The sequence below is a fragment of the Alloalcanivorax venustensis genome, from assembly GCF_047495515.1.
Classification (GTDB): domain Bacteria; phylum Pseudomonadota; class Gammaproteobacteria; order Pseudomonadales; family Alcanivoracaceae; genus Alloalcanivorax; species Alloalcanivorax venustensis.
This window is the reverse complement of sequence record NZ_CP179934.1, coordinates 1,282,073-1,303,615: the sequence shown is the minus strand read 5'-3', so window position 1 is coordinate 1,303,615 and position 21,543 is coordinate 1,282,073. Positions and strand designations below refer to the sequence as shown.

Annotated in this window: 21 protein-coding genes; 16 read left to right on the top strand and 5 right to left on the bottom strand. The window is 66.4% G+C overall.

Annotation, left to right across the window (positions count from 1 at the left end; genetic code table 11):
• Positions 1-18 precede the first annotated feature (18 nt).
• Entirely contained in the window at positions 19-912 is an 894-nt protein-coding gene (locus ACMG4O_RS06215; RefSeq protein ID WP_414434655.1) for an EamA family transporter, read from the bottom strand.
• 70 nt (positions 913-982) lie between these two features.
• Between ACMG4O_RS06215 and ACMG4O_RS06210 the strand changes: the two genes are divergently transcribed.
• Together ACMG4O_RS06210 and ACMG4O_RS06205 are read left to right on the top strand one after the other, a co-directional pair.
• Entirely contained in the window at positions 983-1,612 is a 630-nt protein-coding gene (locus ACMG4O_RS06210; RefSeq protein ID WP_414434654.1) for a DUF2459 domain-containing protein, read from the top strand.
• 198 nt (positions 1,613-1,810) lie between these two features.
• Positions 1,811-2,392, top strand: coding sequence for a TIGR00730 family Rossman fold protein (locus ACMG4O_RS06205; RefSeq protein ID WP_414434653.1), 582 nt, complete (start codon positions 1,811-1,813; stop codon positions 2,390-2,392).
• An 18-nt stretch (positions 2,393-2,410) separates the two neighbouring features.
• Here the strand turns inward: ACMG4O_RS06205 and ACMG4O_RS06200 are convergent, their stop codons facing one another.
• Together ACMG4O_RS06200 and upp are read right to left on the bottom strand one after the other, a co-directional pair.
• Positions 2,411-3,688: a uracil-xanthine permease family protein gene (locus tag ACMG4O_RS06200; RefSeq protein WP_414434652.1), complete on the bottom strand. Its 1,278-nt coding sequence runs from the start codon at positions 3,686-3,688 to the stop codon at positions 2,411-2,413.
• Positions 3,685-4,311 carry a uracil phosphoribosyltransferase gene (gene upp, locus ACMG4O_RS06195; RefSeq protein ID WP_414434651.1) on the bottom strand — a complete coding sequence of 209 codons (627 nt, stop codon included), beginning with the start codon at positions 4,309-4,311 and terminating at the stop codon, positions 3,685-3,687. Before upp ends, ACMG4O_RS06200 begins: the two co-directional genes overlap by 4 nt.
• Before the next feature lie 180 nt (positions 4,312-4,491).
• Here upp and ppa point away from each other — a divergent pair, with 180 nt between their 5' ends.
• The gene (gene ppa, locus ACMG4O_RS06190; RefSeq protein ID WP_414434650.1) at positions 4,492-5,022 is read left to right on the top strand and encodes an inorganic diphosphatase; all 531 of its coding nucleotides are present in this window, start codon (positions 4,492-4,494) and stop codon (positions 5,020-5,022) included.
• Positions 5,023-5,210: 188 nt separating this feature from the next.
• On the opposite strand, the gene ACMG4O_RS06185 is transcribed toward ppa, so the two are convergent.
• Positions 5,211-6,242: an AraC family transcriptional regulator gene (locus ACMG4O_RS06185; protein ID WP_370212027.1), complete on the bottom strand. Its 1,032-nt coding sequence runs from the start codon at positions 6,240-6,242 to the stop codon at positions 5,211-5,213.
• Positions 6,243-6,327: 85 nt separating this feature from the next.
• On the opposite strand from ACMG4O_RS06185, the gene ACMG4O_RS06180 reads away from it, so the two are divergent.
• Together ACMG4O_RS06180 and cmoA are read left to right on the top strand one after the other, a co-directional pair.
• On the top strand, positions 6,328-7,191 hold the full coding sequence (locus ACMG4O_RS06180) for a metal-dependent hydrolase (RefSeq protein WP_214013298.1): 864 nt from the start codon (positions 6,328-6,330) through the stop codon (positions 7,189-7,191).
• Between the two features lie 76 nt (positions 7,192-7,267).
• Positions 7,268-8,032: a carboxy-S-adenosyl-L-methionine synthase CmoA gene (gene cmoA, locus ACMG4O_RS06175; protein ID WP_414434649.1), complete on the top strand. Its 765-nt coding sequence runs from the start codon at positions 7,268-7,270 to the stop codon at positions 8,030-8,032.
• Here the strand turns inward: cmoA and ACMG4O_RS06170 are convergent, their stop codons facing one another.
• A complete protein-coding gene (locus ACMG4O_RS06170; protein ID WP_142949609.1) occupies positions 8,033-9,031 on the bottom strand; it encodes a DUF2333 family protein in 999 nt (332 codons plus the stop codon).
• Between the two features lie 230 nt (positions 9,032-9,261).
• Here ACMG4O_RS06170 and dsbD point away from each other — a divergent pair, with 230 nt between their 5' ends.
• The 11 genes from dsbD to ACMG4O_RS06115 all read left to right on the top strand — a co-directional run bounded on the left by dsbD (position 9,262) and on the right by ACMG4O_RS06115 (position 21,508).
• Positions 9,262-11,202 carry a protein-disulfide reductase DsbD gene (dsbD, locus tag ACMG4O_RS06165; protein WP_414434648.1) on the top strand — a complete coding sequence of 647 codons (1,941 nt, stop codon included), beginning with the start codon at positions 9,262-9,264 and terminating at the stop codon, positions 11,200-11,202.
• Between the two features lie 391 nt (positions 11,203-11,593).
• On the top strand, positions 11,594-12,043 hold the full coding sequence (gene aroQ / locus ACMG4O_RS06160) for a type II 3-dehydroquinate dehydratase (RefSeq protein WP_142947270.1): 450 nt from the start codon (positions 11,594-11,596) through the stop codon (positions 12,041-12,043).
• A 2-nt stretch (positions 12,044-12,045) separates the two neighbouring features.
• A complete protein-coding gene (accB, locus tag ACMG4O_RS06155) occupies positions 12,046-12,492 on the top strand; it encodes an acetyl-CoA carboxylase biotin carboxyl carrier protein (RefSeq protein WP_142947271.1) in 447 nt (148 codons plus the stop codon).
• A gap of 12 nt (positions 12,493-12,504) precedes the next feature.
• A complete protein-coding gene (gene accC / locus ACMG4O_RS06150; RefSeq protein WP_370185839.1) occupies positions 12,505-13,848 on the top strand; it encodes an acetyl-CoA carboxylase biotin carboxylase subunit in 1,344 nt (447 codons plus the stop codon).
• Positions 13,845-14,729: a 50S ribosomal protein L11 methyltransferase gene (gene prmA, locus ACMG4O_RS06145; protein ID WP_194855965.1), complete on the top strand. Its 885-nt coding sequence runs from the start codon at positions 13,845-13,847 to the stop codon at positions 14,727-14,729. Before accC ends, prmA begins: the two co-directional genes overlap by 4 nt.
• Positions 14,730-14,802: 73 nt before the next feature.
• Positions 14,803-15,924, top strand: coding sequence for a DUF3426 domain-containing protein (locus ACMG4O_RS06140; protein ID WP_194855964.1), 1,122 nt, complete (start codon positions 14,803-14,805; stop codon positions 15,922-15,924).
• A 123-nt stretch (positions 15,925-16,047) separates the two neighbouring features.
• Positions 16,048-17,088: a tRNA dihydrouridine synthase DusB gene (gene dusB, locus ACMG4O_RS06135; RefSeq protein ID WP_142947275.1), complete on the top strand. Its 1,041-nt coding sequence runs from the start codon at positions 16,048-16,050 to the stop codon at positions 17,086-17,088.
• 44 nt (positions 17,089-17,132) lie between these two features.
• On the top strand, positions 17,133-17,414 hold the full coding sequence (gene fis, locus ACMG4O_RS06130; protein WP_067606742.1) for a DNA-binding transcriptional regulator Fis: 282 nt from the start codon (positions 17,133-17,135) through the stop codon (positions 17,412-17,414).
• A gap of 65 nt (positions 17,415-17,479) precedes the next feature.
• On the top strand, positions 17,480-19,048 hold the full coding sequence (gene purH, locus ACMG4O_RS06125; RefSeq protein ID WP_142947276.1) for a bifunctional phosphoribosylaminoimidazolecarboxamide formyltransferase/IMP cyclohydrolase: 1,569 nt from the start codon (positions 17,480-17,482) through the stop codon (positions 19,046-19,048).
• Between the two features lie 23 nt (positions 19,049-19,071).
• A complete protein-coding gene (purD, locus tag ACMG4O_RS06120; RefSeq protein WP_414434647.1) occupies positions 19,072-20,358 on the top strand; it encodes a phosphoribosylamine--glycine ligase in 1,287 nt (428 codons plus the stop codon).
• A gap of 43 nt (positions 20,359-20,401) precedes the next feature.
• A complete protein-coding gene (locus tag ACMG4O_RS06115; protein ID WP_194855961.1) occupies positions 20,402-21,508 on the top strand; it encodes a cyclic nucleotide-binding domain-containing protein in 1,107 nt (368 codons plus the stop codon).
• Positions 21,509-21,543: the final 35 nt, after the last annotated feature.

Sequence of the window (21,543 nt, the reverse complement as noted above, 5' to 3'; positions counted from 1 at the left end):
GGTCCGACGGCCCGCGCCTCAACGGCGCCGGTTCGAGTAGAGGCTCAGTCCGGTGACCGTCACCAGGATCAGAACCAGACCCAGAATCTGCAGCGGCGCCAGGGTTTCCCCCAGCACCAGAACACCGAACAAGGACGCGGTGACCGGCTCGACCATGGCGACGATCGCCGCCAGGGTGGGCGCGGTGCGCTTCAGACCCACCACATAAAACGCGAACGACAGCCCGGCGCCGAGCACCCCGAGCAGGGCAAACAGCCACCACTGCGGGGCGTTCAACACCGCCACCGCCTGCGTGGTATCACTGGCGCCGAGCAGAATCACGCCGGCACAACCCAACGCGATGGTAAGCACCGCCTGCGGGCTGCCGTGGCCGGCGGCGTATTTGAAGCCGTAGATAAAAACGCTGTAGGACACCCCCGCCAGCAGCCCGAAGCCGATACCCGCCGCCGTCACCTTGCCGACATCCACGTTGTACAGCCGGGTGAGCAGCACGATGCCGAGCATCACCAGGGCGATGGCCAGCCCTTTGACCGGCGTGGGCCGCTCCAGCTTGAAGCCGAACGCCACCAGGTAGACGAACACCGGCGCCGAGTACATCAGCGTGGCCGCCACCGCGACGCCACCTTCGGCGATACTGAGAAAGTAGAAGCTGAAGTTGCCCGCCACCCCCAGGCCGGCCAGGACCGCCCACAGCCACAGGCGGGGATGCCGGATACCGCCGCCGCCGGGGCGAATGGCGAGGTAAACACCCACCAGCACCAGCCCGACCGCCGCTCTGTACAACGACACCACCGAGGCGTCCCAGCCCTGCTCGATCAGTATCCCGGCGATGCCGCCGGAGACGCCCCAACACAGCGCCGCCAATGCCACCAGCACCAGGCCGACGCCGGGCACCGTTTGTCCGCTCCGCATAACCACTCCCATCCTTGGTAGCCGGTGCGCGCCGGGTTACAACCACCCGGCGCATCGCTAACATCGCCTCATGAAAACATTGATGGCCGCCCTGGTAACAGCGTTGCTGATCACACTGGCGCCGGAGGACGCGCGCGCCGGCGACGAGACCGCCACCGTGCTGGTGGTGCGCCACCGCTGGCACACCGGCATTGTGCTGCCGGCGGACCGGCTGGCGCCGCCGCTGGCGTTCCTGGACGAGCAGTTCAATGACCCGGTGTGGTACGAAATCGGCTGGGGCGACAACGACTTCTACCGCCGCACAGACAACCTCTGGCTGCTGGGCAAGGCGCTGTTCTGGCCCACCGACACGGTGCTGCACGTGGTCGGGCTGGACAAACACCCGGCGGACCTGCCGAACAGCGACGTGCAGGCACTGTGCCTGTCCGCCGAGGGCCTGGAACGGTTGCAGGCCGCCTTGGCCGGGGATTTCAAACTGGACGCCGACGGCCGGCCCCTGGCGGCGGACCCGGGCCTGTACGGCGACAGCCGTTTCTTTCCCGCCCGGGGCCATTTCTGGTTCGGGCGCACCTGCAACACCTGGACCGCCCAGCAGCTGCGCGACGGCGGCGTGGACATCCGCACCTTCATGACCCTGCGCGCCAAGAGCGTGATGGCGCAGATCCGTGATCACGGGCAGGCCGGTGCCTGTCCGGAATAGCCCCTGCGAGCCTTGTGGGAGCGGGCCTGGCCCGCGAAAGGTGGCAAAAGCCACCGGCGGGATACCAGAAACGTCTTCAGTAACCGTCGATACACCCCTCTGGTATCCTGCCGGCCGGCGTGGCCGGCCTTTCGCTTGCAGGCAAGCTCCCACAAAGCGGGCTTCGTAGAGACCTTATCCACCAAGGAGAAACAACCGATGCGTAATCTGTGCGTGTATTGCGGGTCCAGTCCGGGGCGGCGCGATAACTATGTGGCGGCGGCGCGGGAATTCGCCAAAGAGCTGGTGGCGCGCGGCATGGGGCTGGTCTACGGCGGCGCCAGTGTGGGCGTCATGGGCGCGGTGGCGGACGCGGTGCTGGCCGAGGGCGGCCGGGTTACCGGCGTGATCCCGCAAGCGCTGCAGGAGAAAGAACTGGCCCACCCGGACCTCACCGAGCTGCACGTGACCGGCTCCATGCACGAACGCAAGACGCGCATGGCCGAGCTGGCGGACGGCTTCGTCGCCATGCCCGGCGGCGTCGGCACCCTGGAGGAGCTGTTCGAGATCTGGACCTGGGCGCAGCTGGGCTGGCACCACAAACCCTGCGCGCTGCTCAACGTGGCCGGCTACTACGACGGCCTGGGCACCTTCCTGGATCACGCCACCGAAGAACAATTCCTGCGCCCCCACCACCGGGGCATGCTGATCGTGGAATCACAGCCCGCCGCGCTGCTCGAACGCATGGCCGACTACCAGCCGCCCCAGGCCAAGCAATGGGTGAAGAAAGACGAGTTGTGACGGGCTGTGGGAGTGGGCCTACACGTCGCGGTCTTTCCGGGCGTGGTTGAGCAGGTCGTCGACGTATTCCTGTTCTTCGTGGAGGTCGTCGGCGGTGGCCGGGGCGGCGGGCAGAATCTGATTCAGAATCACCGCCACCAGACCGCACAGGCTGATGCCCTGCAGGGTGAATTCGCCGTTGCCCATCACCATGCCGCCGATGCCGAAGATCAGCGTCACCGCCACGATCACCAGGTTGCGCTGGGCGTGCAGATCCACCCGCGCCTTGATCAGGGTGTTCATGCCGACGCTGGCGATGGAGCCGAACATCAGGATCAGAATGCCGCCCATCACCGGCGTGGGGATGCTCTGCAGCAGCAGGCCCACCTTGCCGATGAACGCCAGGCTGATGGCGAACACCGCGGTCCAGGTCATCACCACCGGGTTGAACACCTTGGTGAGCATCACCGCGCCGGTCACTTCCGAATAGGTGGTGTTGGGCGGGCCGCCGAACAGGGCGGCGGCCATGCTGGCGACGCCGTCGCCGGTGAGGGTGCGGTGCAGGCCCGGCTTCTTGATGTAGTCCTTGCCGGTGACGTTGCTGATCGCCAGCACGTCGCCCACGTGTTCGATGGCCGGGGCCAGCGCCACCGGCACCATGAACAGAATCGCCGGCCAGTGGAAGGTGGGCGCCACGAACTCCGGCACCGCCAGCCAGCTCGCCTGTTGCACGGCACCGAAATCCACCATGCCCAGGGCCAGCGCGGCCAGATAACCGACCACCACGCCGCACAGGATCGGCAGCAGCCGGAACAGCCCGTGGGCCAGGGTCGCCACCAGCATGGTGGTGAGCAGCGCCACCATCGACACCAGCAGGGCCTCGCCGTAGGGAAACACCCGCTCGGCGCCGTTGCCGGTCAGCCCCATGGCGAAGTTCACCGCGGTGGGCGCCAGGCTCAGGCCGATCACCATGATGATCGGCCCGGTGACCACCGGCGGCATCAGCCGGTGCAGAAAGCCCGGGCCGCGCCACTTCACCAGGGCGCCCAGCACCACATAGACCACGGCGGTACAGAACAGCGCGCCCATGGTGGCGGGAATGCCCCACTGCTCGACGCCGTGGGCGATGGGCGCCACGAACACGAACGACGACGCCAGGAACACCGGCACCGAGCGCCGCGTGATCCACTGGAACAGCAGGGTGCCGAGCCCGGCGGTGAACAGCGCCACGCTGGGGTCCAGGCCGGTGAGCAGCGGCATCAACACCATGGCGCCGAACGCCACGAACAACATCTGGGCGCCGATCAGGATATTCATTTGGTGCCGAAGATCTTATCGCCGGCGTCGCCCAGGCCGGGAACGATGTAGCCGTCTTCGTTGAGGCCTTTGTCCACGGACGCGGTGTAGAGCGTCACATCCGGGTGCGCCTCGTGGACACGGCGGATGCCCTCCGGCGCCGCCACCAGCACCAGGGCGCGAATCTGGCTGCAGCCGGCCTTCTTGAGCATGTCGATGGTGGCGACCATGGAGCCGCCGGTGGCGAGCATCGGATCGATCACCAGGGCAAGGCGCTCATCCAGGCCATGGGCCAGCCGCTCGAAATAGGTCACCGGCTCCAGGGTGGTCTCGTCTCGGTAGAGCCCCACGACGCTGACCTTGGCACTGGGGATCAGCTCCAACACGCCGTCCAGCATGCCGATGCCGGCGCGCAGAATCGGCACCACGGTCACTTTCTTGCCCTTGATGCGCTGGGCCGGCACCGGCCCCATCCAGGTGTCCACCTGATAGTTTTCCAGTAACAGGTCGCTGGTGGCCTCATAGGTCAAAAGACTGGCCACTTCCGCGGTGAGCTGGCGAAAGCTCCGGGTGCTCAGGTGCTTCTGACGCAGCAGCCCCAGCTTGTGCTTCACCAGTGGATGGGCAATTTCATGAACATGCATGATGTCGGGCTCCTCATACTGACGCGGGGCGATTGTACCCGCCACGCCGCCGGGAGGCACCGTCCGCTACGACTTTCGGCGATTAGCCAGGCGGGGCGCGCGGTTGCTATAATCCGCGCCCGTTCAACAGGGCACCGCCACGGTCCCTGCCCGATGACCCAATCGCTTAAAGGACAGACCATGGATTTTGCAAAGGTACCCGCCGGGAAAGACGTTCCCGAAGATATCTACGTTGCCATTGAGATCCCGGCCAACGCCGACCCGATCAAATACGAGATCGACAAAGACAGCAACGCCATCTTCGTCGACCGTTTCATGGCCACGCCCATGTTCTATCCGGCCAACTACGGGTACATCCCCAACACTCTGTCCGAAGACGGCGATCCGCTGGACGTGCTGGTGGTCACCCCCTACCCGGTGGTGCCCGGCTCCGTGATCCGCTGCCGCCCGGTGGGCGTCCTGAACATGACCGACGAAGCCGGCAAGGACGCCAAGCTGGTGGCGGTGCCCCACACCAAGCTCACCAAGCTCTATGACGACGTCAAGGAAGTCACCGACCTGCCCGAGCTGCTGCTGGCGCAGATCAAGCACTTCTTCGAGCACTACAAAGAGCTGGAAGCCGGCAAATGGGTGAAAGTGGACGGCTGGGCCGACGCCTCCGCCGCCAAAGAGGAAATCCTCAAGTCCGTCGCGGCCTTCGAGAAGAAGTAACCCCTTTTCGAAATCGCTTGTTGGAGCGGGCCCCGCCCGCGAAAGGGTGGCGTTAGCCACCCGGCGGGATACCAGAGACGCTGTTTTGTGCCGTTTTTAAAGGCCTCTGGGATCCTGCCGGGAGCGTCGCTCCCTTTCGCGGGCGGGGCCCGCTCGCACAAATCGTTCCAAAAAAATCCCGCCTTTCTCTAGATCCCCTCTCTATATTCCCTCGGCGTTTTGCCGCTCCAGCGCTTGAAGGCGCGGGAGAAGTTGGCCACGTCGTTGTAGCCCAGTGCGTAGGCGACTTCGCTGATGCGCGTGCCGCGTTCCCCCAGCAGCTTGCAGGCTTGCCGGTAGCGCGCTTCGTCCTGCAACTGTCGATAGGTGAGATCCGCCTGCTGCAGGTGGCGCTTGAGCGTGCGCGGCGAGGTGGCCAGCTGTTCGGCCATCTCGGCGAGCTCCGGCAGCGGCGCGTCGTGATCCCGCAGTATCGCGCGCACCCGCTCGGGCAACGGCCCTTCCTGGTTGGCGCGCCAGCGCCGGAATTCCAGTTCGCACTGCTCCCGGGCCAGGGCTTCCGCCTGCGGGTCGGCCAGCCGCGGCCGCGCCGCCAGCAGCGCCTCGGAGACGATCAGCGCGTCCCGCGCCTGGCCGTAGTGGACCGGCACCGGCACCGCCCTGCGCAGGGCCTCGGCGTGCGGCGGCGGCGCGCCCTGGAAGTGCACTTCCGCGCCCTCCGGGCTCGCCTCCAGCAGCTGCTCCAGCATGTAGACGAAGCCGATCACCATGGCCTCGATGACGAAGCTTTGGATCGGGCCGGGGCTGAAGTCGGTGCGGAAGCCGAGCGCCTGGCGCCGCTCGGCCAGGGGCACCCGCTCCACGCTCAGAAACGGCGCGCGCAGCCCCAGATAACGGCGCGCCGCCTCCAGGCCGTCGTCCATGGTGGGGCTGGACAGCGCCAGCAGCCCCACCGGCCCGTGCAGTGTGATGCGCATGGCGCGGGCATAGCGGAACCCGAGACCGGCGTCGCCGACCAGCGCCAGCGCCGCTTCGGCGGCGGCGTCCGCCTGCTCCAGGGGCAGCCGGTACTCCGAATCCAGCAGCTGCTCGCGCTTAAGGCCCAGCGTCTTCAGCAGCGCCGCCGGGTCATGCCCCAGATCGCGGAGGACATCGCACAGCAGCACCACATAGATGCCGGGAATACCGGGGGTGAACCAGGTCCGGCCTGAAACGACCACAGGTTGGCCCTCCACAACAAGACGGGAAGGCACGACTGGACCATAGTTGTTGACATCAATCAATGGCAGAAACCCCGGAGTCGCCATGAAACTGCTTTCCCGTTCCCGCCGCGCCGTTCAGCGTTTGCCGATTCGGCCGCGCCGCATGAACTTCCGTTTCAAAGGCCTGGAGAACACCCGCTACTGGTTCGACGACGATCCGGTGCTGACCCATTTCATGAACGTGCTGTCGGTGACCTTCCCGGACGGCGAGCGCTTCTTCGTGGACGCGGTGCGCGCCTTCCGCGACCGGGTCGACGACCCGCAGCGCCAGAAGGACATTTCCGGCTTTATCGGCCAGGAGGCGATGCACTCCCTGGAGCACCAGGCGTTCAACGATCTGGTGTCCGGCAAGGGCTATGAGGCGCTGGTGGAAAAAGCGCTGGGCGTAACCCGGCATCTGCTGGCCGGTGGCCGCAAGCACCTGAGCGCCGAGGAGCAATTGGCCGCCACCGCCGGCCTGGAGCACATCACCGCGATTCTCGCCGACACCATTCTGCGGCGCGGCGACATGGTGGAGAAAATGGACCCGTCGGTGCGGGATTTGTGGGTGTGGCACTCCATTGAGGAGACCGAGCACAAAGCGGTGGCCTTCGACCTCTATCAGGACGTGGACGGCGGCTACTGGCGCCGCCAGCGCACCTTCTTTACCGGCACCGCCTATCTGATCGGTTTCAGCGCCTACTTCACCTGGCAGTTCCTGAAGCAGGACGGCGTTAACCGCCAGCCGCTGACGCTGGCCAAGGGCCTGTGGAAGATGTTCGGCTACCGGGGCGTGGTGAGCGCGGCGATCCCGGCCTGGTTCCAGTACCTGCGCCCGGATTTCCATCCCTGGCAGGACGACAACACCCACCTGCTGGACGACTGGCGCGCCACCCTGCCCGAGCCGGCGGTGTCCGCCGCTGCCTGACCGGTCCGCGAAAAAAATGGACAGCTGAAAACCGCCCCTTCATCCTTTGGGGCGGTTTTCAGCGTCAGGCGGACCCATGACTTCGAACAACGATCCCACTTCCAAACCTGCCTCCGGCAAGGACCGGCTGTTCGCCGAACAGGACCGGGCGATCAGCGACTTTGATTTCGGCGAAAGCACCGCCCGGGTGTTCGACGACATGCTGGATCGCAGCATCCCCCAGTACGGCGAACTGCAACGCATGATCGGCGAGCTGGCCGGCGAATTCGCCACCCCCGGCTCGCGGGTCTACGACCTGGGCTGCTCCACCGGCCTCACCCTGAAAAGCCTGGACCGCACCGTGGACCCCGGCGCCACCCTGGTGGGCGTGGACTATTCCGCGGCGATGCTGGACAAGGCCCGCGACAACCTCAGCGGCCCGCACCAGTCCGGCCGCCTGCGGCTGGAACACGCCGACCTGAACGACGGCATCCTGATCGAGAACGCTTCCGTGGTGGTGCTCAACCTGACCCTGCAGTTCGTGCGCCCGGTTAATCGGGAAAGCCTGCTGCGTTCGGTGGTGGACGGCCTCAACCCCGGCGGCGTGCTGATCCTGGTGGAAAAGGTGCTGGGCAGCGACGCCCTGCTCAACCGGCTGTGGATCAAGCTCTACTACGACATGAAAAAGCGCAACGGCTACTCGGAAACCGAGATCGCCAAGAAGCGGGAGGCGCTGGAGAACGTGCTGATTCCCTACCGCCCGGACGAGAACATCAAGATTCTCGCCCGCAGCGGCCTGGATAACGTGGATATGTTCTTTAAGTGGTACAACTTCGCTGGGTTCTTAGGAGTGAAGGCCTGATCACCCTTCTTGAAGAAGCTTCCGCAGGTCCACCAGGGAAGCGTTGGCGCGGGTGATGTAGTTGGCCATCACCAGCGAGTGGTTGGCGAACACCCCGAAGCCGGAGCCGTTCAGAATCACCGGGCTCCACAGGGTCTGCTGGGTGGCTTCCAGCTCGCGCACCATCTGCCGGAAGCTGACGGTGGCGTTCTTGCGGCGCAGCACGTCGGCGAAGTCCACTTCCACCGCGCGCATCAGCTGCACCAGCGCCCAGGAGGCACCGCGCGCTTCATAGAAAACGTTGTCGATCTCCATCCAGCCGGTCTTCACGAAGCGCTCTTCCTTGTCCAGCTCGCCCACCGGGGTGTCGTTGTCGGTGTTGAGCTGGGTGCGGCCGACGCTCTGGCTGAGGCTCAGGCTCAGGGAGCCGAGCCGGTTCTGCACTTCATTGAGCCAGTAGTTGAGGTTGTCGGCGCGGGCATAGAACTGGGCGCTGCCGTCCTGGCGCTTAAGCGCTTCCAGGTAATTCTCCAGCGCGCGAATGCCGCGCCGGTACTCGCTCTCGGTGGCCGGCATCGCCCAGCTTTCCGCGTCGAAGTTGAACTGCGGCTCGGCGATGGCCAGGAAGGTGTCTTCCTGGCTTTGCGACTGGGAGCGGCTCATATCGCGGCGCATCACCCGGGTCACGTCGCGCAGCTGCACCAGCACGCCGAACTCCCAGGACGGCATGTTATCCAGCCACAGCCGGTGCGGCAGCATGTCGTTGCTGAGGTAGCCGCCGGGCTTGTCGAGCAGGGTGCTGGCCACATGGATCACTTCCCGGGTCATGGTCTCGCCGGCCACCGCGCCGTCACGGCGGTTCACTTCCGACAGGTCCGGCTCCCAGCTCCAGTACCAGCCCAGCGCCACATCCACCAGCAGCAGGATCGCCAGCAGCCACAGCAGGCCTTTCCAGATACGATTGTTCCTGGGGTCCAGCAGGGTGTCCCCGACCTTTTGTCCGAATTTGTCGTCCGTCATTATCGTTCCCGAGTGTCGTCTTGTCCCAAGAGGCTACCAGAGTAACGTCAAGCAGCGGCGAAGGGCGACCTCCGCGGCGTTTAGTTTTGCGTCGCCGGGCCGGGACGGCGAGAATGCTTAACCCGGTGCTAATCCGCGCTCGGGCATACTTGTGCGGTGTTTTTCCCGGCGCGTTCGGGAACCCGGCCTCCGGTCCGGCATCGAAAGGCTGTATCCAGTGGGAGGAATAGATGACGTTGACTCTGCGCATGCTGATCGCGGTGGTGGGGCTCGCTTTGAGCGTGGCCGCCCCGGCGCTGTCCCTGGGGGGCGGCGACAGCCCGTTCGGCGGCGGCGATGACCGCCTGCCCAACGTGGACGAAGCGATCCAGGTGGTACCCGACGCGGACTGGGACCGCCAGCAGCTGCTGGTCAGCTTCAGCATGCTCGACCGGGTCTACCTCTACCGCCACCGCCTCGACTTCACCCTGCGCGACGCCAACGGCAACCTGCTGGACGACTTCGACGACCTGGAACTGCCCCCTGGCGAGGCCAAGACCGACGAAATCTACGGCGACGTCAACGTGTTCTTCGGCCAGCTCGACGTGCGCCTGCCGCTGGACAGCGTGCCCCTGGCCGACACCGAGCTGGAAGTGCAGTACCAGGGCTGTATCGAGGACAAGCTGTGCTACCCGCCGGAGGTCCGCACCTTCTCGTTCAGCGCGCCCGGCCCGGAGCGCGCCCCGGCCGCCGACGCGCCGGCGGCCGGCAACGTCTCGGCAAACGACGGCGCCGCACCCGGCGAGCCCCGCGACGGCGAGGACGGCTTCTTCAGCATTCTGCTCTCCGAGGACGCCAACGCCTTCAACAGCTGGATGCACGACCGCAACCTGGGGCTGATCGTGGCGCTGTTCTTCGCCGGCGGCCTGCTGCTGGCCTTCACCCCCTGCGTGTTCCCCATGGTGCCGATCCTGTCCGGCATCATCGCCGGGCAAAGCGATTCCAGCGCCCGCCGCGGCTTTATCCTCAGCTGCGCCTATGTGCTCGGCGTGGCGGTGCCGTACACCCTGGCCGGCCTGCTGGTGGCGGTGTTCGGCGCCGGCCTCAACCTGCAGTTTCTGCTCCAGCAGCCGGCGGCCATCCTCACCAGCGTGGTGATCTTCGTGCTGCTGGCGCTGTCCATGTTCGGGCTCTATGAGCTTCAGTTACCGGAGCGGCTGCGCAACCGGCTCAACAACGCCGGGCCCAACGGCCGCGGCGGGCTGGGCGGCGCCGTTCTGATGGGCGTGATTTCCGCCCTGGTGGTGTCCCCCTGCGTCACCCCGATCCTGGCCGGCGCCCTGCTCTACGTGGCCGGCACCGGCGACGCGGTCACCGGCGCCGCCTCGCTGTTCGCCCTGGCCCTGGGCATGGGCGTGCCGTTGATCATCTTCGGCACCGGCGGCGGCCATTTCCTGCCCCGCGCCGGCCAGTGGATGGAAGACATCAAACGCTTCTTCGGCGTCGTCATGCTGGGCGTGGCCATCTGGCTGCTCGACCGCATTGTCAGCGACACCCTGACGCTGGCCTTCTACGGCCTGTTGCTGGCGGTGTACGGCGTGCAGCTGGGCGCCCTGGAACCGGTGCGCGAAGGCGGCTCGCGTCTGAAACGGGGCCTCGCCCTGGTGCTGGCCCTGTACGGCGCGATCATGGTGGTGGGCGCCGCCGGCGGCGGCAGCGACCCCTGGCAGCCGCTCAAACCCCTCACCCAGCCGCAAACCGAAAGCAGCGGCCAGGCCGGCGGCGACAACACCGCCGCCACGGCGGACGACGGCCAGCACGGCCCCTGGATCGACGTGGACGGCCGCCAGGGCCTGCGCGACGCCCTGGCCCGCTCCGCCGACGCCGACAAACCGGTGCTGGTGGATTTCTTCGCCGAATGGTGCGTGGCCTGCAAGGTCATGGAAGACACCACCCTCAGCGACCCGCGCGTGCTCGACGCCATGGCCGGCTACGACCTCTACCGGGTCGACATCACCGAGATCAACCAGGAAAACCAGAACATCATGGCCGACTACGACATCTTCGGCCTGCCCAGCTTCGTGTTCTTCGCCCCCGACGGCGAAGAGGTGCCCGAATCCCGCGTGCTGGGCGAGATGGACAGCGAGCGTTTCCTCAAGCACCTGGAGCGGCGGGTAACACCACACCTTTGAACGAGGGCGCCAACAACGTCTCTGGTATCCCGCCGGGTGGCTGAAGCCACCCTTTCGCGGGCAGGGCCCGCTCCCACAAGGCCCTATTCCGACCCGTGGCGGTGGCCTCTTCGCACCAGCGAGGTGCCGGGCAGGGCTGCCCAGGACCGTATTTGGCCAGGGACGGCCAAATCCGAGCCTACAGGGAGGTACTCGTGGCGTGTCCTGGGCAGCCCTGCCCGGCACCTCGCCCCGCTGGAGAGCCCAGTCGACCCTACTTGTAACCAATGGTGTAAAGTCCTTTTTTCCTTCATGAGATACCCTTAGACTCCCAAATATAGGGAAAAGTCGGACAAACTGGCTTTTTGCCACACGTTCAACGCAGATAACGACAAATTCAGGGGTATACGCCTTGGCTAGCATCCTCGTCCTGCATGGGCCCAACCTGAACCTGCTGGGCCGCCGCGAGCCGGACCAGTACGGCGCCGCCACCCTGGCGGAGATCGATCAGGCACTGATGGACCAGGCCGCCGAGGCCGGACACCACCTGCAGCATCTGCAAAGCAACGCCGAGTACGAACTGATCGAACGCATCCACGGCGCCCCCGCGGAAGGCATCGATTTCATTCTGTTCAACCCGGCCGCGTTCACCCACACCAGCGTGGCACTGCGCGACGCTCTGCTGGCGGTGCGGATTCCGTTCATCGAGGTGCACCTGTCCAACGTGCACCGCCGTGAAACCTTCCGGCACCACTCTTACTTCTCCGACATCGCCGAGGGCGTCATTTGCGGCCTGGGCGCCACCGGCTACCGGCTGGCGCTGGCCGCCGCTCTGGAAAAACTGGATCAGGCACAGGAATGAGCATGGACATTCGAAAAATCAAGAAGCTGATCGAACTGCTGGAAGAGTCCGGCATTGAAGAACTGGAAATTCAGGAAGGCGAGGAATCCGTGCGCATCAGCCGTGGCAGCCGCCACGCGGCGCCGGTGTACGCCCCGCAGCCCTCGGCCCCCGCGCCCGCACCGGCGGCCCCGGCTCCGGAAGCGGCAGCCCCGGCCCAGGACGACACCCCCAGCGGCCATATGGTGCGCTCGCCGATGGTCGGCACCTTCTACCGCTCCCCGTCCCCGGGCGCGGCCTCGTTCGTGGAGGTGGGCCAGAAAGTGAAAGCCGGCGATGTGCTGTGCATCGTCGAGGCGATGAAGATGATGAACCAGATCGAGGCGGACAAATCCGGCACCATCGACGCCATTCTCGTGGAGGACGGCGAGCCGGTGGAATTCGACCAGCCCCTGTTCTCCATCGTTTAACGGGGGTTCCCCATGCTGGAAAAAGTACTGATTGCCAACCGAGGCGAGATCGCCCTGCGGATTTTGCGCGCCTGTAAGGAAATGGGCATTCGCACCGTGGCGGTGTATTCCAAGGCCGACCGGGATCTGATGCACGTGCGCCTGGCGGACGAGGCGGTCTGCATCGGCCCGGCCCCGTCGGCCAATTCCTACCTGAACATCCCGGCGATCATCAGCGCCGCGGAGGTCACCGACGCCGACGCCATCCATCCCGGCTACGGTTTCCTGGCGGAAAACGCGGACTTCGCCGAGAGCGTCGAACGCTCCGGCTTTATCTTCATCGGGCCGCGCGCGGAAACCATCCGCCTGATGGGCAACAAGGTGTCCGCCATTGAAGCGATGAAGAAAGCCGGTGTGCCGACGGTGCCCGGCTCCAGCGGTTCGGTGGGCGACGACGCCGACGCGGCGCTGATGATGGCCGAGGAGATCGGCTACCCGGTGATCATCAAGGCGGCCTCCGGCGGCGGCGGGCGCGGCATGCGCGTGGTGGAAAGCCGCGACCAGCTGCTCAACGCCATCACCCTGACCCGCTCGGAAGCCAAGAACGCCTTCGGCGACGCCACCGTCTACATGGAAAAGTTTCTGCAGAGACCGCGCCATGTGGAAATCCAGGTGCTGTCCGACGGCGCCGGCCACGCCATTCACCTGGGCGACCGGGACTGCTCCCTGCAGCGCCGCCACCAGAAAGTGGTGGAGGAAGCGCCGGCCCCGGACATCCCCCTGCATCTGAAGAACGAAGTGGCGAAACGCTGCGTGGACGCCTGCAAGGAGATCAACTACCGCGGCGCCGGCACCTTCGAATTCCTTTACGAGGACGAGCGCTTCTACTTCATCGAGATGAACACCCGCGTGCAGGTGGAACACCCGGTCAGTGAAATGATCACCGGCGTCGACATCGTCAAGGAACAGCTGCGCATCGCCGGCGACAACGCTCTCAGGCTGAAGCAGGAGGACGTCACCTTCCTCGGCCATGCCATCGAAGTGCGCGTCAACGCCGAGGATCCGGTCACCTTCGTGCCCAGCCCCGGCCGCATCAGCTACTTCCACGCCCCCGGCGGCAACGGCGTGCGGGTGGACTCCCACGTCTACGGCGGCTACACGGTACCGCCCTACTACGACTCGCTGATCGGCAAGCTGATCACCTGGGGCGAAAACCGGGACGTGGCGTTCGCGCGCATGCGCAACGCCCTGGATGAAATCGTGGTGGAGGGCATCAAGACCAACGTGGCCCTGCACCGGGACAAGATTTTCCGCGACCCCGCGTTCCAGAAAGGCGGCGTGGACATCCACCACCTGGAGAAGAAGCTCGGTTCATGAGCTGGCTTCAGCTCCACATCGCCACCGACCCGGACCACGCCGACGCTTTCCAGGACGCCCTGGAAGCGCTCGGCGCCGGCGCGGTGACGCTCACCGACGGCGCCGACCAGCCGGTCTTCGAGCCGCCCCCGGGGGCCCGCCCCCTGTGGCGCACCACCGTGGTCACCGCCCTGTTCAGCGACGACACCGACACCGACGCCATCCTCGCCCGCCTGGGCGAGCAGGGTCTGGTGTTCGCCGATCACCGTGTCGAAGCACTGGCCGACCAGGCCTGGGAACGGGCCTGGATGGACGACTTCCAGCCCATGCGCTTCGGCGAGCGGCTGTGGATCGTACCCAGCTGGAGCGACCCGCCGCAGCCGGACGCGGTCAATCTCAAGCTGGACCCGGGCCTGGCGTTCGGCACCGGCACCCATGACACCACCGCCCTGTGCCTGGAGTGGCTGGAGCAGACCGACCTGGACGGCAAGCAGGTGCTGGACTTCGGCTGCGGCTCCGGGGTGCTGGCGATCGCCGCGCTGCTGCTGGGCGCGGAGCGGGCGCTGGGCACCGACATCGACCACCAGGCGCTCACCGCCAGCGCCGACAACGCCGCCGCCAACGGCGTCGGCGAGCGGCTCGATCTGTGCCTGCCGGAGGCCCTGGCCACCGACTATCAGTGCGACCTGCTGGTGGCCAATATTCTCGCCGCGCCGCTGATCGAGCTGGCGCCGGTGCTGGCGGGCCGCTGCCGCCCGGGCGCGCCGATGGCGCTGTCCGGTATCCTCGCCGGTCAGGCGCAAAGCGTGCGCGACGCCTACGCGCCCTGGTTCGATCTCAGCCCCACCCGGCAGCGCGGCGACTGGGTGCGGGTGGACGGGGTTCGCAAGGCGGACAGATAAGCGGCCGCGGCGCTTGCCGCCACCCCCTGTTTTTCTGTACAACAAACTCTCTATCCCTCAAAACATAAAAACCATGGCCGGCCAGTACAAAACCCGCTGCCCGCATTGCGGTGCCCAATTCAAGATCAGCGACGAGCACCTGGGGCAGGCCCGGGGTGCGGTGCGCTGTGGTTCCTGTCTGCAGATCTTCCAGGCCACCGATCACTTCGTCGGCGAAACGCCGGCGCGGCCCCACGCCGATGACAACGACACCACCCCCACCGGCGATAACGCCGGGCAATGGCAGTACGCCCTCGACGACGACGAGGACACCGACGGCCGGGACGACGGCAAAAAAAGCGGCGGCTTCGGCGATAGCGAGCTGAGCGATTCGTTCCTGTCCCTGGACCGCGACGGCGACGAAGGGCTGGGTGAGGACTTCTCGGACATGGAAGGCGCCGGCCGGGCCGGCGGCAGCGACGACACCGATGAAGCCTGGGCGGAAGCGCTGCTGGAAGACCTGGACGACGAGGACGAGCCGGCCCCGGCCAGCGCGCCGCCGCCGAAACCCCGCCCGGCGGCCGCGTCCCGCCCGGACCCGATCAGCGAACACGACGACCAGTTCGAGTTTCTGAACAGCACCCCCACACGGCGCCATAAAGTCGCCAACGAGCGCCTGGACTACATGGCGGCGCCACCCTCCGGGCCGGCGGTGACCGCCAAATGGGCACTGCTGTCGGTGCTCGCCCTGGTGCTGCTGGCGGCTCAATACGCCTTCTTCCATTTCGACACCCTGGCGCGCTCGCCGCAGTGGCGGCCGCTCTACGCGGAGGCCTGCCAGCTGCTCGGTTGCCAGTTGCCGCTGCAGACCGACCTGAGCCGGCTGCGCGGCGCCAACCTGGTGGTGCGCAGCCATCCGCACTACCAGAACGCCCTGATGGTGGATGCGCTGCTGTTCAATGAGGGCGACTGGCCGCAGCCGTTCCCGGCGCTGGAGCTGACCTTCAAGGATCTGCGCGGCGACACCGTGGCCATGCGCCGCTTCGCGCCGTCGGAATATCTGCGCGGCGAGCTGGCCGGGCTGGACGCCATGCCGGTGGATACCCCGGTGCACATTGCCCTGGAAATCGTCGATCCCGGCGAGCGCGCGGTGAACTACAACCTGCGCCTGCGCGCCCCCGCGCCGCCGTCGTCCCGGGTGTCCCAGCGGCCCTGATTGATCACGGGCCTTTCCCCCGGCGCTCCGGGTCACTATCATTGTCGCCCCGCGCGGCCCGCGCGGGGCACTTTCAACAGTGTTCCAGGCGACACCTGACTGCCAACCGAACCCGAATCCAGCATGCAAATCGGCTCCTACCTGCTCCCCAACCCCTTGATTCTCGCGCCCATGGCCGGCGTGACGGATCGTCCTTTCCGGCATTTATGCCGGGAGCTGGGCGCCGGGCTGGTGGTGTCCGAAATGGTGACTTCCGACACCCGGCTGTGGGACACCCGCAAGTCCGCCCACCGGCTCGACCATAGCGGCGAGCCGGGGCCGGTGTCGGTGCAGATCGCCGGCGGCGAACCGGACATGCTGGCGCACGCGGCCCGGGCCAATGTGGACCGGGGCGCGCAGATCATCGATATCAACATGGGCTGCCCGGCGAAAAAGGTGTGCAAGCGCGCCGCCGGCTCCGCACTGCTTTCCGACCCGGACCTGGTGGCCCGGATTCTGGACGCGGTGGTGGCGGCGGTGGACGTGCCGGTGACCCTGAAAATCCGCACCGGCCCGACCCGCGACGATCGCAATGCCGTGGCCATCGCCCGCATCGCCGAGCAGGCCGGTATCCAGGCGCTGGCGATCCATGGACGCACCCGCGCCGACAAGTTCAACGGCGAGGCGGAGTTCCACACCGTCCGCGACGTTGTGGCCGCGGTGGGCATCCCTGTTATCGCCAACGGTGATATCAATTCGCCACAAAAAGCCCAACGGATACTGGAAACCACGGGTGCCAGTGGTATCATGATCGGCCGCGCTGCCCAGGGTAATCCCTGGATCTTCCAGGACACCGTGCATTACCTGGATCACGGTCGGCTGCCCCCGGCGCCGAAGGTCGAAGACGTGGCTGCCCGCGTCCTCGCGCACCTGATCGACCTGCATCGCTTTTACGGGGACTACTCCGGCGTGCGCATCGCCCGCAAGCATCTGGGCTGGTATACGCAACACCTGCCCGGCGGGGAAGATTTTCGGCGCGGGTTCAACAGACTGGAAAAGGCCGGCCAACAACGGCGGGCCATTGAGCAGTTTTTCCAACAGATCAGCGCCCTCGGCGACCGGATTCGAATCGGTGGCTACGGCGAGGTGTCTGCCCGGAACAAAGACGGAGCATTGGCCGCATGACCCTTTCTTCAATGAAGACCGCTGCTGCACGGACACTGACAGAAATGAATACCGCTGAATCGCGCAAACCCCATCTCACGCTGGCCCGCAGCGAAACCCACGACACGCTGCGCAACTGCGTGCGACGGTCGCTCGCCGATTACTTCAACCAGCTGGAAGGCGAGCCGGTCAGCGAGCTGTATCAGATGGTGCTGGCGGAAATGGAAATCCCTCTGCTTGAGAAAGTTCTCGAGTACACCCGCGGCAACCAGACCAAGGCCGCCGAGCTGCTGGGCCTGAACCGCGGCACGCTGCGCAAGAAACTCAAGCAATACGGCTTGCTCTGAACGCAACCCGTGACGACAGGGGCAGTTTCCGACTGCCCCTTTCTTATTTTTAAGGTGATCATCCCATGAGCAAGGCCGTTGAACGCGCGCTGATCAGCGTCTCGGATAAAACCGGCATCGTCGATTTCGCCCGCGCCCTCGCCGACCGGGGCGTGGAGCTGTTGTCCACCGGCGGTACCTTCCGCGCCATCCAGGAAGCGGGCATCGCGGTACGCGAAGTGTCCGACTACACCGGCTTCCCGGAAATGATGGACGGCCGGGTGAAAACCCTGCACCCCAAGGTGCACGGCGGCATCCTCGGCCGGCGCGGCCAGGACGATGCGGTGATGGCGGATAACGACATTCGCCCCATCGACCTGGTGGTGGTCAACCTCTACCCCTTTGAACAGACCGTGGCGCGGCCCGACTGCAGCCTCGAGGACGCCATCGAGAACATCGACATCGGCGGCCCCACCATGGTGCGCTCGGCGGCCAAGAACCACGCCCATGTGGGCATCGTCACCGACGCCGGCGACTACGCCCGCGTGCTCGACGATCTGAACGGCAACGGCGGCGCCCTGTCCGACGGCCTGCGTTTCGACCTGGCGATCAAGGCGTTCGAGCACACCGCCGCCTACGACAGCGCCATCGCCAACCACTTCGGCAAGCTGGTGGGCGAGGACAATCAGGATTTCCCGCGCACCATCAACCTGAACTTCAAGAAAGCCCAGGGCATGCGCTACGGCGAGAACCCCCACCAGAAAGCGGCTTTCTATGTGGAGCGTCAGCCCGGCCAGGCGTCCGTGGCCACCGCCCGCCAGCTGCAGGGCAAGGCGCTCAGCTACAACAACATCGCCGACACCGACGCCGCCCTGGAGTGCGTGAAGTCCTTCAGCAAGCCGGCCTGCGTGATCGTCAAACACGCCAACCCGTGCGGCGTGGCGGTCAGCCTGGAGGGCATCGACCAGGCCTACGAGCTGGCCTTCGCCACCGACCCGGAAAGCGCCTTCGGCGGCATCATCGCCTTTAACCGGGAACTGGACGCGGCCACCGCCAAGGCGATCGTCGACCGCCAGTTCGTGGAAGTGATCATCGCGCCCAAGGTGTCCGAAGAAGCCCTGGCCATCACCGCCGCCAAGAAGAACGTGCGCGTGCTGGTGTGCGGCGAATGGGACGGCGCCACCGCCGGCGGCCTGGACTACAAGCGCGTCAACGGCGGCCTGCTGGTGCAGGACCGGGACGTGGGCATGATCACCGAGAAAGACCTCAAGGTGGTGACCAAGCGCGCCCCCACCGAGGCGGAACTGCACGACGCCATTTTCGCCTGGAAGGTGGCCAAGTTCGTCAAGTCCAACGCCATCGTCTACGCCAAGAACCGGCAGACCGTGGGCGTCGGCGCCGGCCAGATGAGCCGCGTTAATTCCGCGCGCATCGCCGCCATCAAGGCCGAGCACGCGGGTCTGGAAGTGGCCGGTTCGGTGATGGCCTCCGACGCCTTCTTCCCGTTCCGCGACGGCCTGGACAACGCCGGCAAGGCGGGCATCCGCTGCGTGATCCAGCCGGGCGGCTCGATCCGCGACGAGGAAGTGATCGCCGCCGCCGACGAAGCGGACATCGCCATGGTGTTCACCGGCATGCGGCATTTCCGGCACTAAGCAAGGATAAGAGAATCGAGCCCATGAAAGTCCTGATCATCGGCGGCGGTGGCCGCGAGCACGCCCTGGCCTGGAAAGTGGCGCAAGCGGAACAGGTGGAGAAAGTGCTGGTGGCGCCGGGCAACGCCGGCACCGCCCGCGACGCCAAGCTGGAAAACGTGGCCCTGGACGTCAACGATCAGACCGGCCTGGCCGACCTGGCCGAGCGCGAAGGCGTGGCGCTGACCATCGTCGGCCCCGAGGCGCCGCTGGTGGACGGCCTGGTGGACTACTTCCAGAGCCGCGGCCTGAAGTGCTTCGGCCCCGGCAAGGCCGCCGCCCAGCTGGAAGGCTCCAAGGCCTTCACCAAGGACTTTCTGGCCCGCCAGAACATCCCCACCGCCGCCTACGGCAACTTCACCGATGTGAACGAAGCCCTCGCCTATGTGCGCGAGCAGGGCGCGCCGATCGTGATCAAGGCCGACGGCCTGGCCGCCGGCAAGGGCGTGATCGTGGCGATGACCCTGGAAGAGGCGGAAGCCGCCGTGCGCGATATGCTCGACGGCAACAAATTCGGCGACGCCGGCCACCGGGTGGTGGTGGAGGAATTCCTCGACGGCGAGGAAGCCAGCTTCATTGTCATGGTGGACGGCGAGCACATCCTGCCGATGGCCACCAGCCAGGACCACAAGCGCGTCGGCGACGGCGACACCGGCCCCAACACCGGCGGCATGGGCGCCTACTCACCGGCGCCGGTGGTCACCGATCAGGTGCACCAGCGCATCATGGAAGAAGTGATCCGCCCCACCGTGGCCGGCATGGCGGCCGAAGGCATGCCCTACACCGGCTTCCTGTACGCCGGCCTGATGATCAGCCCGGACGGCCACCCCAAGGTGATCGAGTACAACTGCCGCTTCGGCGACCCGGAAACCCAGCCGATCATGATGCGCCTGAACAGCAGCCTGGCGGATCTCTGCCTGGCGGCGCTGGACGGCGCCCTGGACAGCGTCACCGCCGACTGGGACCCGCGCCCGGCCCTGGGCGTGGTGCTGGCCGCCGGCGGCTACCCGGACGCCTACCGCAAGGGCGATGTGATCCACGGCCTGGACGGCGCCGATTCGGACACCGTCAAAGTGTTCCACGCCGGTACCCGCGAGGACGACGGCCAGGTGGTCACCAGCGGCGGCCGCGTGCTGTGCGTCACCGCCCTGGGCGACACCGTGGCCCAGGCCCAGCAGCGCGCCTACCAGGCGGTGCAGGGCATCGGCTGGGACGACGCCTATCACAGAAGCGACATCGGCTACCGTGCATTGGCCCGGGAAAAGGCTTAGCATACCCCCTCAGAATAACGAATGAGAAAACCCCGGGGGAGCCATGACCGCATCCACATCGGTGGACACCGCCGGCACGCCCGACGTGTCCCGCCTGAGCGCCTTTATTCCCTTCGACGGCCTGAGCCCGTCGCACCTGCGCGAAATCGAACAGCAGATCACCGTGCACCGGCTCCCCGCCGGCCGGTTGCTGTTCAAGCGCGGCCAGAGCGGCGACAAGGCCTACTTTCTGATCGACGGCGAACTGGATCTGATCGATGCCGGCTTCACGGTGCGCCCGTTCGCCGCCGACGACGATGAGAACTACCTGGCCGTGGACAACTACCCCCGCCATACGGTCAACGCCATCACCCGCGACAGCGCCACCCTCTACAGCATCGACCGGGACAAGCTGGACCTGCTGATGGCCTGGACCCAGGCCACCGAACTGATGCCCGGCGAGCACGACAGCGACGGCGAGGACCATAACTGGATGGACGCGCTGCTGGCGTCGGGGCTGTTCGCGCAAATGCCGCCGGCCAAGCTGCACGCCCTGTTCGTGAAGTTCCAGCCCCGCGAGGTGGAACTGGGCGAAACCGTGGTGCGCGAAGGCGAAAGCGGCGACACCTTCTACGTGATCAAGCGCGGCAAGGCGATGGTCAGCCGCGCCGGCGCCGGCGGCGATCAGCCGGTGGCCGGCCTGGCCGCCGGCCGCTTCTTCGGCGAGGACGCCCTGATCAGCGACCAGCCGCGCAACGCCACCGTGACCATGACCAGCGACGGCGAACTGATGTGCCTGGACAAAGCCGACTTCCAGGCCATTCTGCAGGCCACGGTGATCCGCCGCCTCAGCGAGGACCAGCTGGAAGACCGCGTGCTGGAAGGCGAACGCGCCCATGTGCTGATCGACGTGCGCCTGCCCATGGAGGCACGCCATGACCTGATCCCCGGTGCCCGCAACCTGCCGCTCAACCAATTGCGCGAGCAGGCGCCCCGCCTGGAGCAGGAATTCACCTACATCCTCTGCGCCGAAGGTCGACGCAGTGAACTGGGAGCCTATATCCTCTCCGAGGCGGGCTTGGACGCCTATGTGCTGGATCGGGGACATGATGACACTAGGGAAGAACAACAACACAGCGAACGGAACATGGCGGCCAACGCCGAGAGCTGAACGCCACCGGCCGTCACGGCCCCCGGCCTGGCTGC

Coding starts and splice junctions, on each gene's coding strand:
- ACMG4O_RS06215 (WP_414434655.1), bottom strand. CDS start 912: ATGCGGAGCGGACAAACGGTGCCCGGCGTCGGCCTGGTGCTGGTGGCA.
- ACMG4O_RS06210 (WP_414434654.1), top strand. CDS start 983: ATGAAAACATTGATGGCCGCCCTGGTAACAGCGTTGCTGATCACACTG.
- ACMG4O_RS06205 (WP_414434653.1), top strand. CDS start 1,811: ATGCGTAATCTGTGCGTGTATTGCGGGTCCAGTCCGGGGCGGCGCGAT.
- ACMG4O_RS06200 (WP_414434652.1), bottom strand. CDS start 3,688: ATGAATATCCTGATCGGCGCCCAGATGTTGTTCGTGGCGTTCGGCGCC.
- upp (WP_414434651.1), bottom strand. CDS start 4,311: ATGCATGTTCATGAAATTGCCCATCCACTGGTGAAGCACAAGCTGGGG.
- ppa (WP_414434650.1), top strand. CDS start 4,492: ATGGATTTTGCAAAGGTACCCGCCGGGAAAGACGTTCCCGAAGATATC.
- ACMG4O_RS06180 (WP_214013298.1), top strand. CDS start 6,328: ATGAAACTGCTTTCCCGTTCCCGCCGCGCCGTTCAGCGTTTGCCGATT.
- cmoA (WP_414434649.1), top strand. CDS start 7,268: ATGACTTCGAACAACGATCCCACTTCCAAACCTGCCTCCGGCAAGGAC.
- ACMG4O_RS06170 (WP_142949609.1), bottom strand. CDS start 9,031: ATGACGGACGACAAATTCGGACAAAAGGTCGGGGACACCCTGCTGGAC.
- dsbD (WP_414434648.1), top strand. CDS start 9,262: ATGACGTTGACTCTGCGCATGCTGATCGCGGTGGTGGGGCTCGCTTTG.
- accB (WP_142947271.1), top strand. CDS start 12,046: ATGGACATTCGAAAAATCAAGAAGCTGATCGAACTGCTGGAAGAGTCC.
- accC (WP_370185839.1), top strand. CDS start 12,505: ATGCTGGAAAAAGTACTGATTGCCAACCGAGGCGAGATCGCCCTGCGG.
- prmA (WP_194855965.1), top strand. CDS start 13,845: ATGAGCTGGCTTCAGCTCCACATCGCCACCGACCCGGACCACGCCGAC.
- ACMG4O_RS06140 (WP_194855964.1), top strand. CDS start 14,803: ATGGCCGGCCAGTACAAAACCCGCTGCCCGCATTGCGGTGCCCAATTC.
- dusB (WP_142947275.1), top strand. CDS start 16,048: ATGCAAATCGGCTCCTACCTGCTCCCCAACCCCTTGATTCTCGCGCCC.
- fis (WP_067606742.1), top strand. CDS start 17,133: ATGAATACCGCTGAATCGCGCAAACCCCATCTCACGCTGGCCCGCAGC.
- purH (WP_142947276.1), top strand. CDS start 17,480: ATGAGCAAGGCCGTTGAACGCGCGCTGATCAGCGTCTCGGATAAAACC.
- purD (WP_414434647.1), top strand. CDS start 19,072: ATGAAAGTCCTGATCATCGGCGGCGGTGGCCGCGAGCACGCCCTGGCC.
- ACMG4O_RS06115 (WP_194855961.1), top strand. CDS start 20,402: ATGACCGCATCCACATCGGTGGACACCGCCGGCACGCCCGACGTGTCC.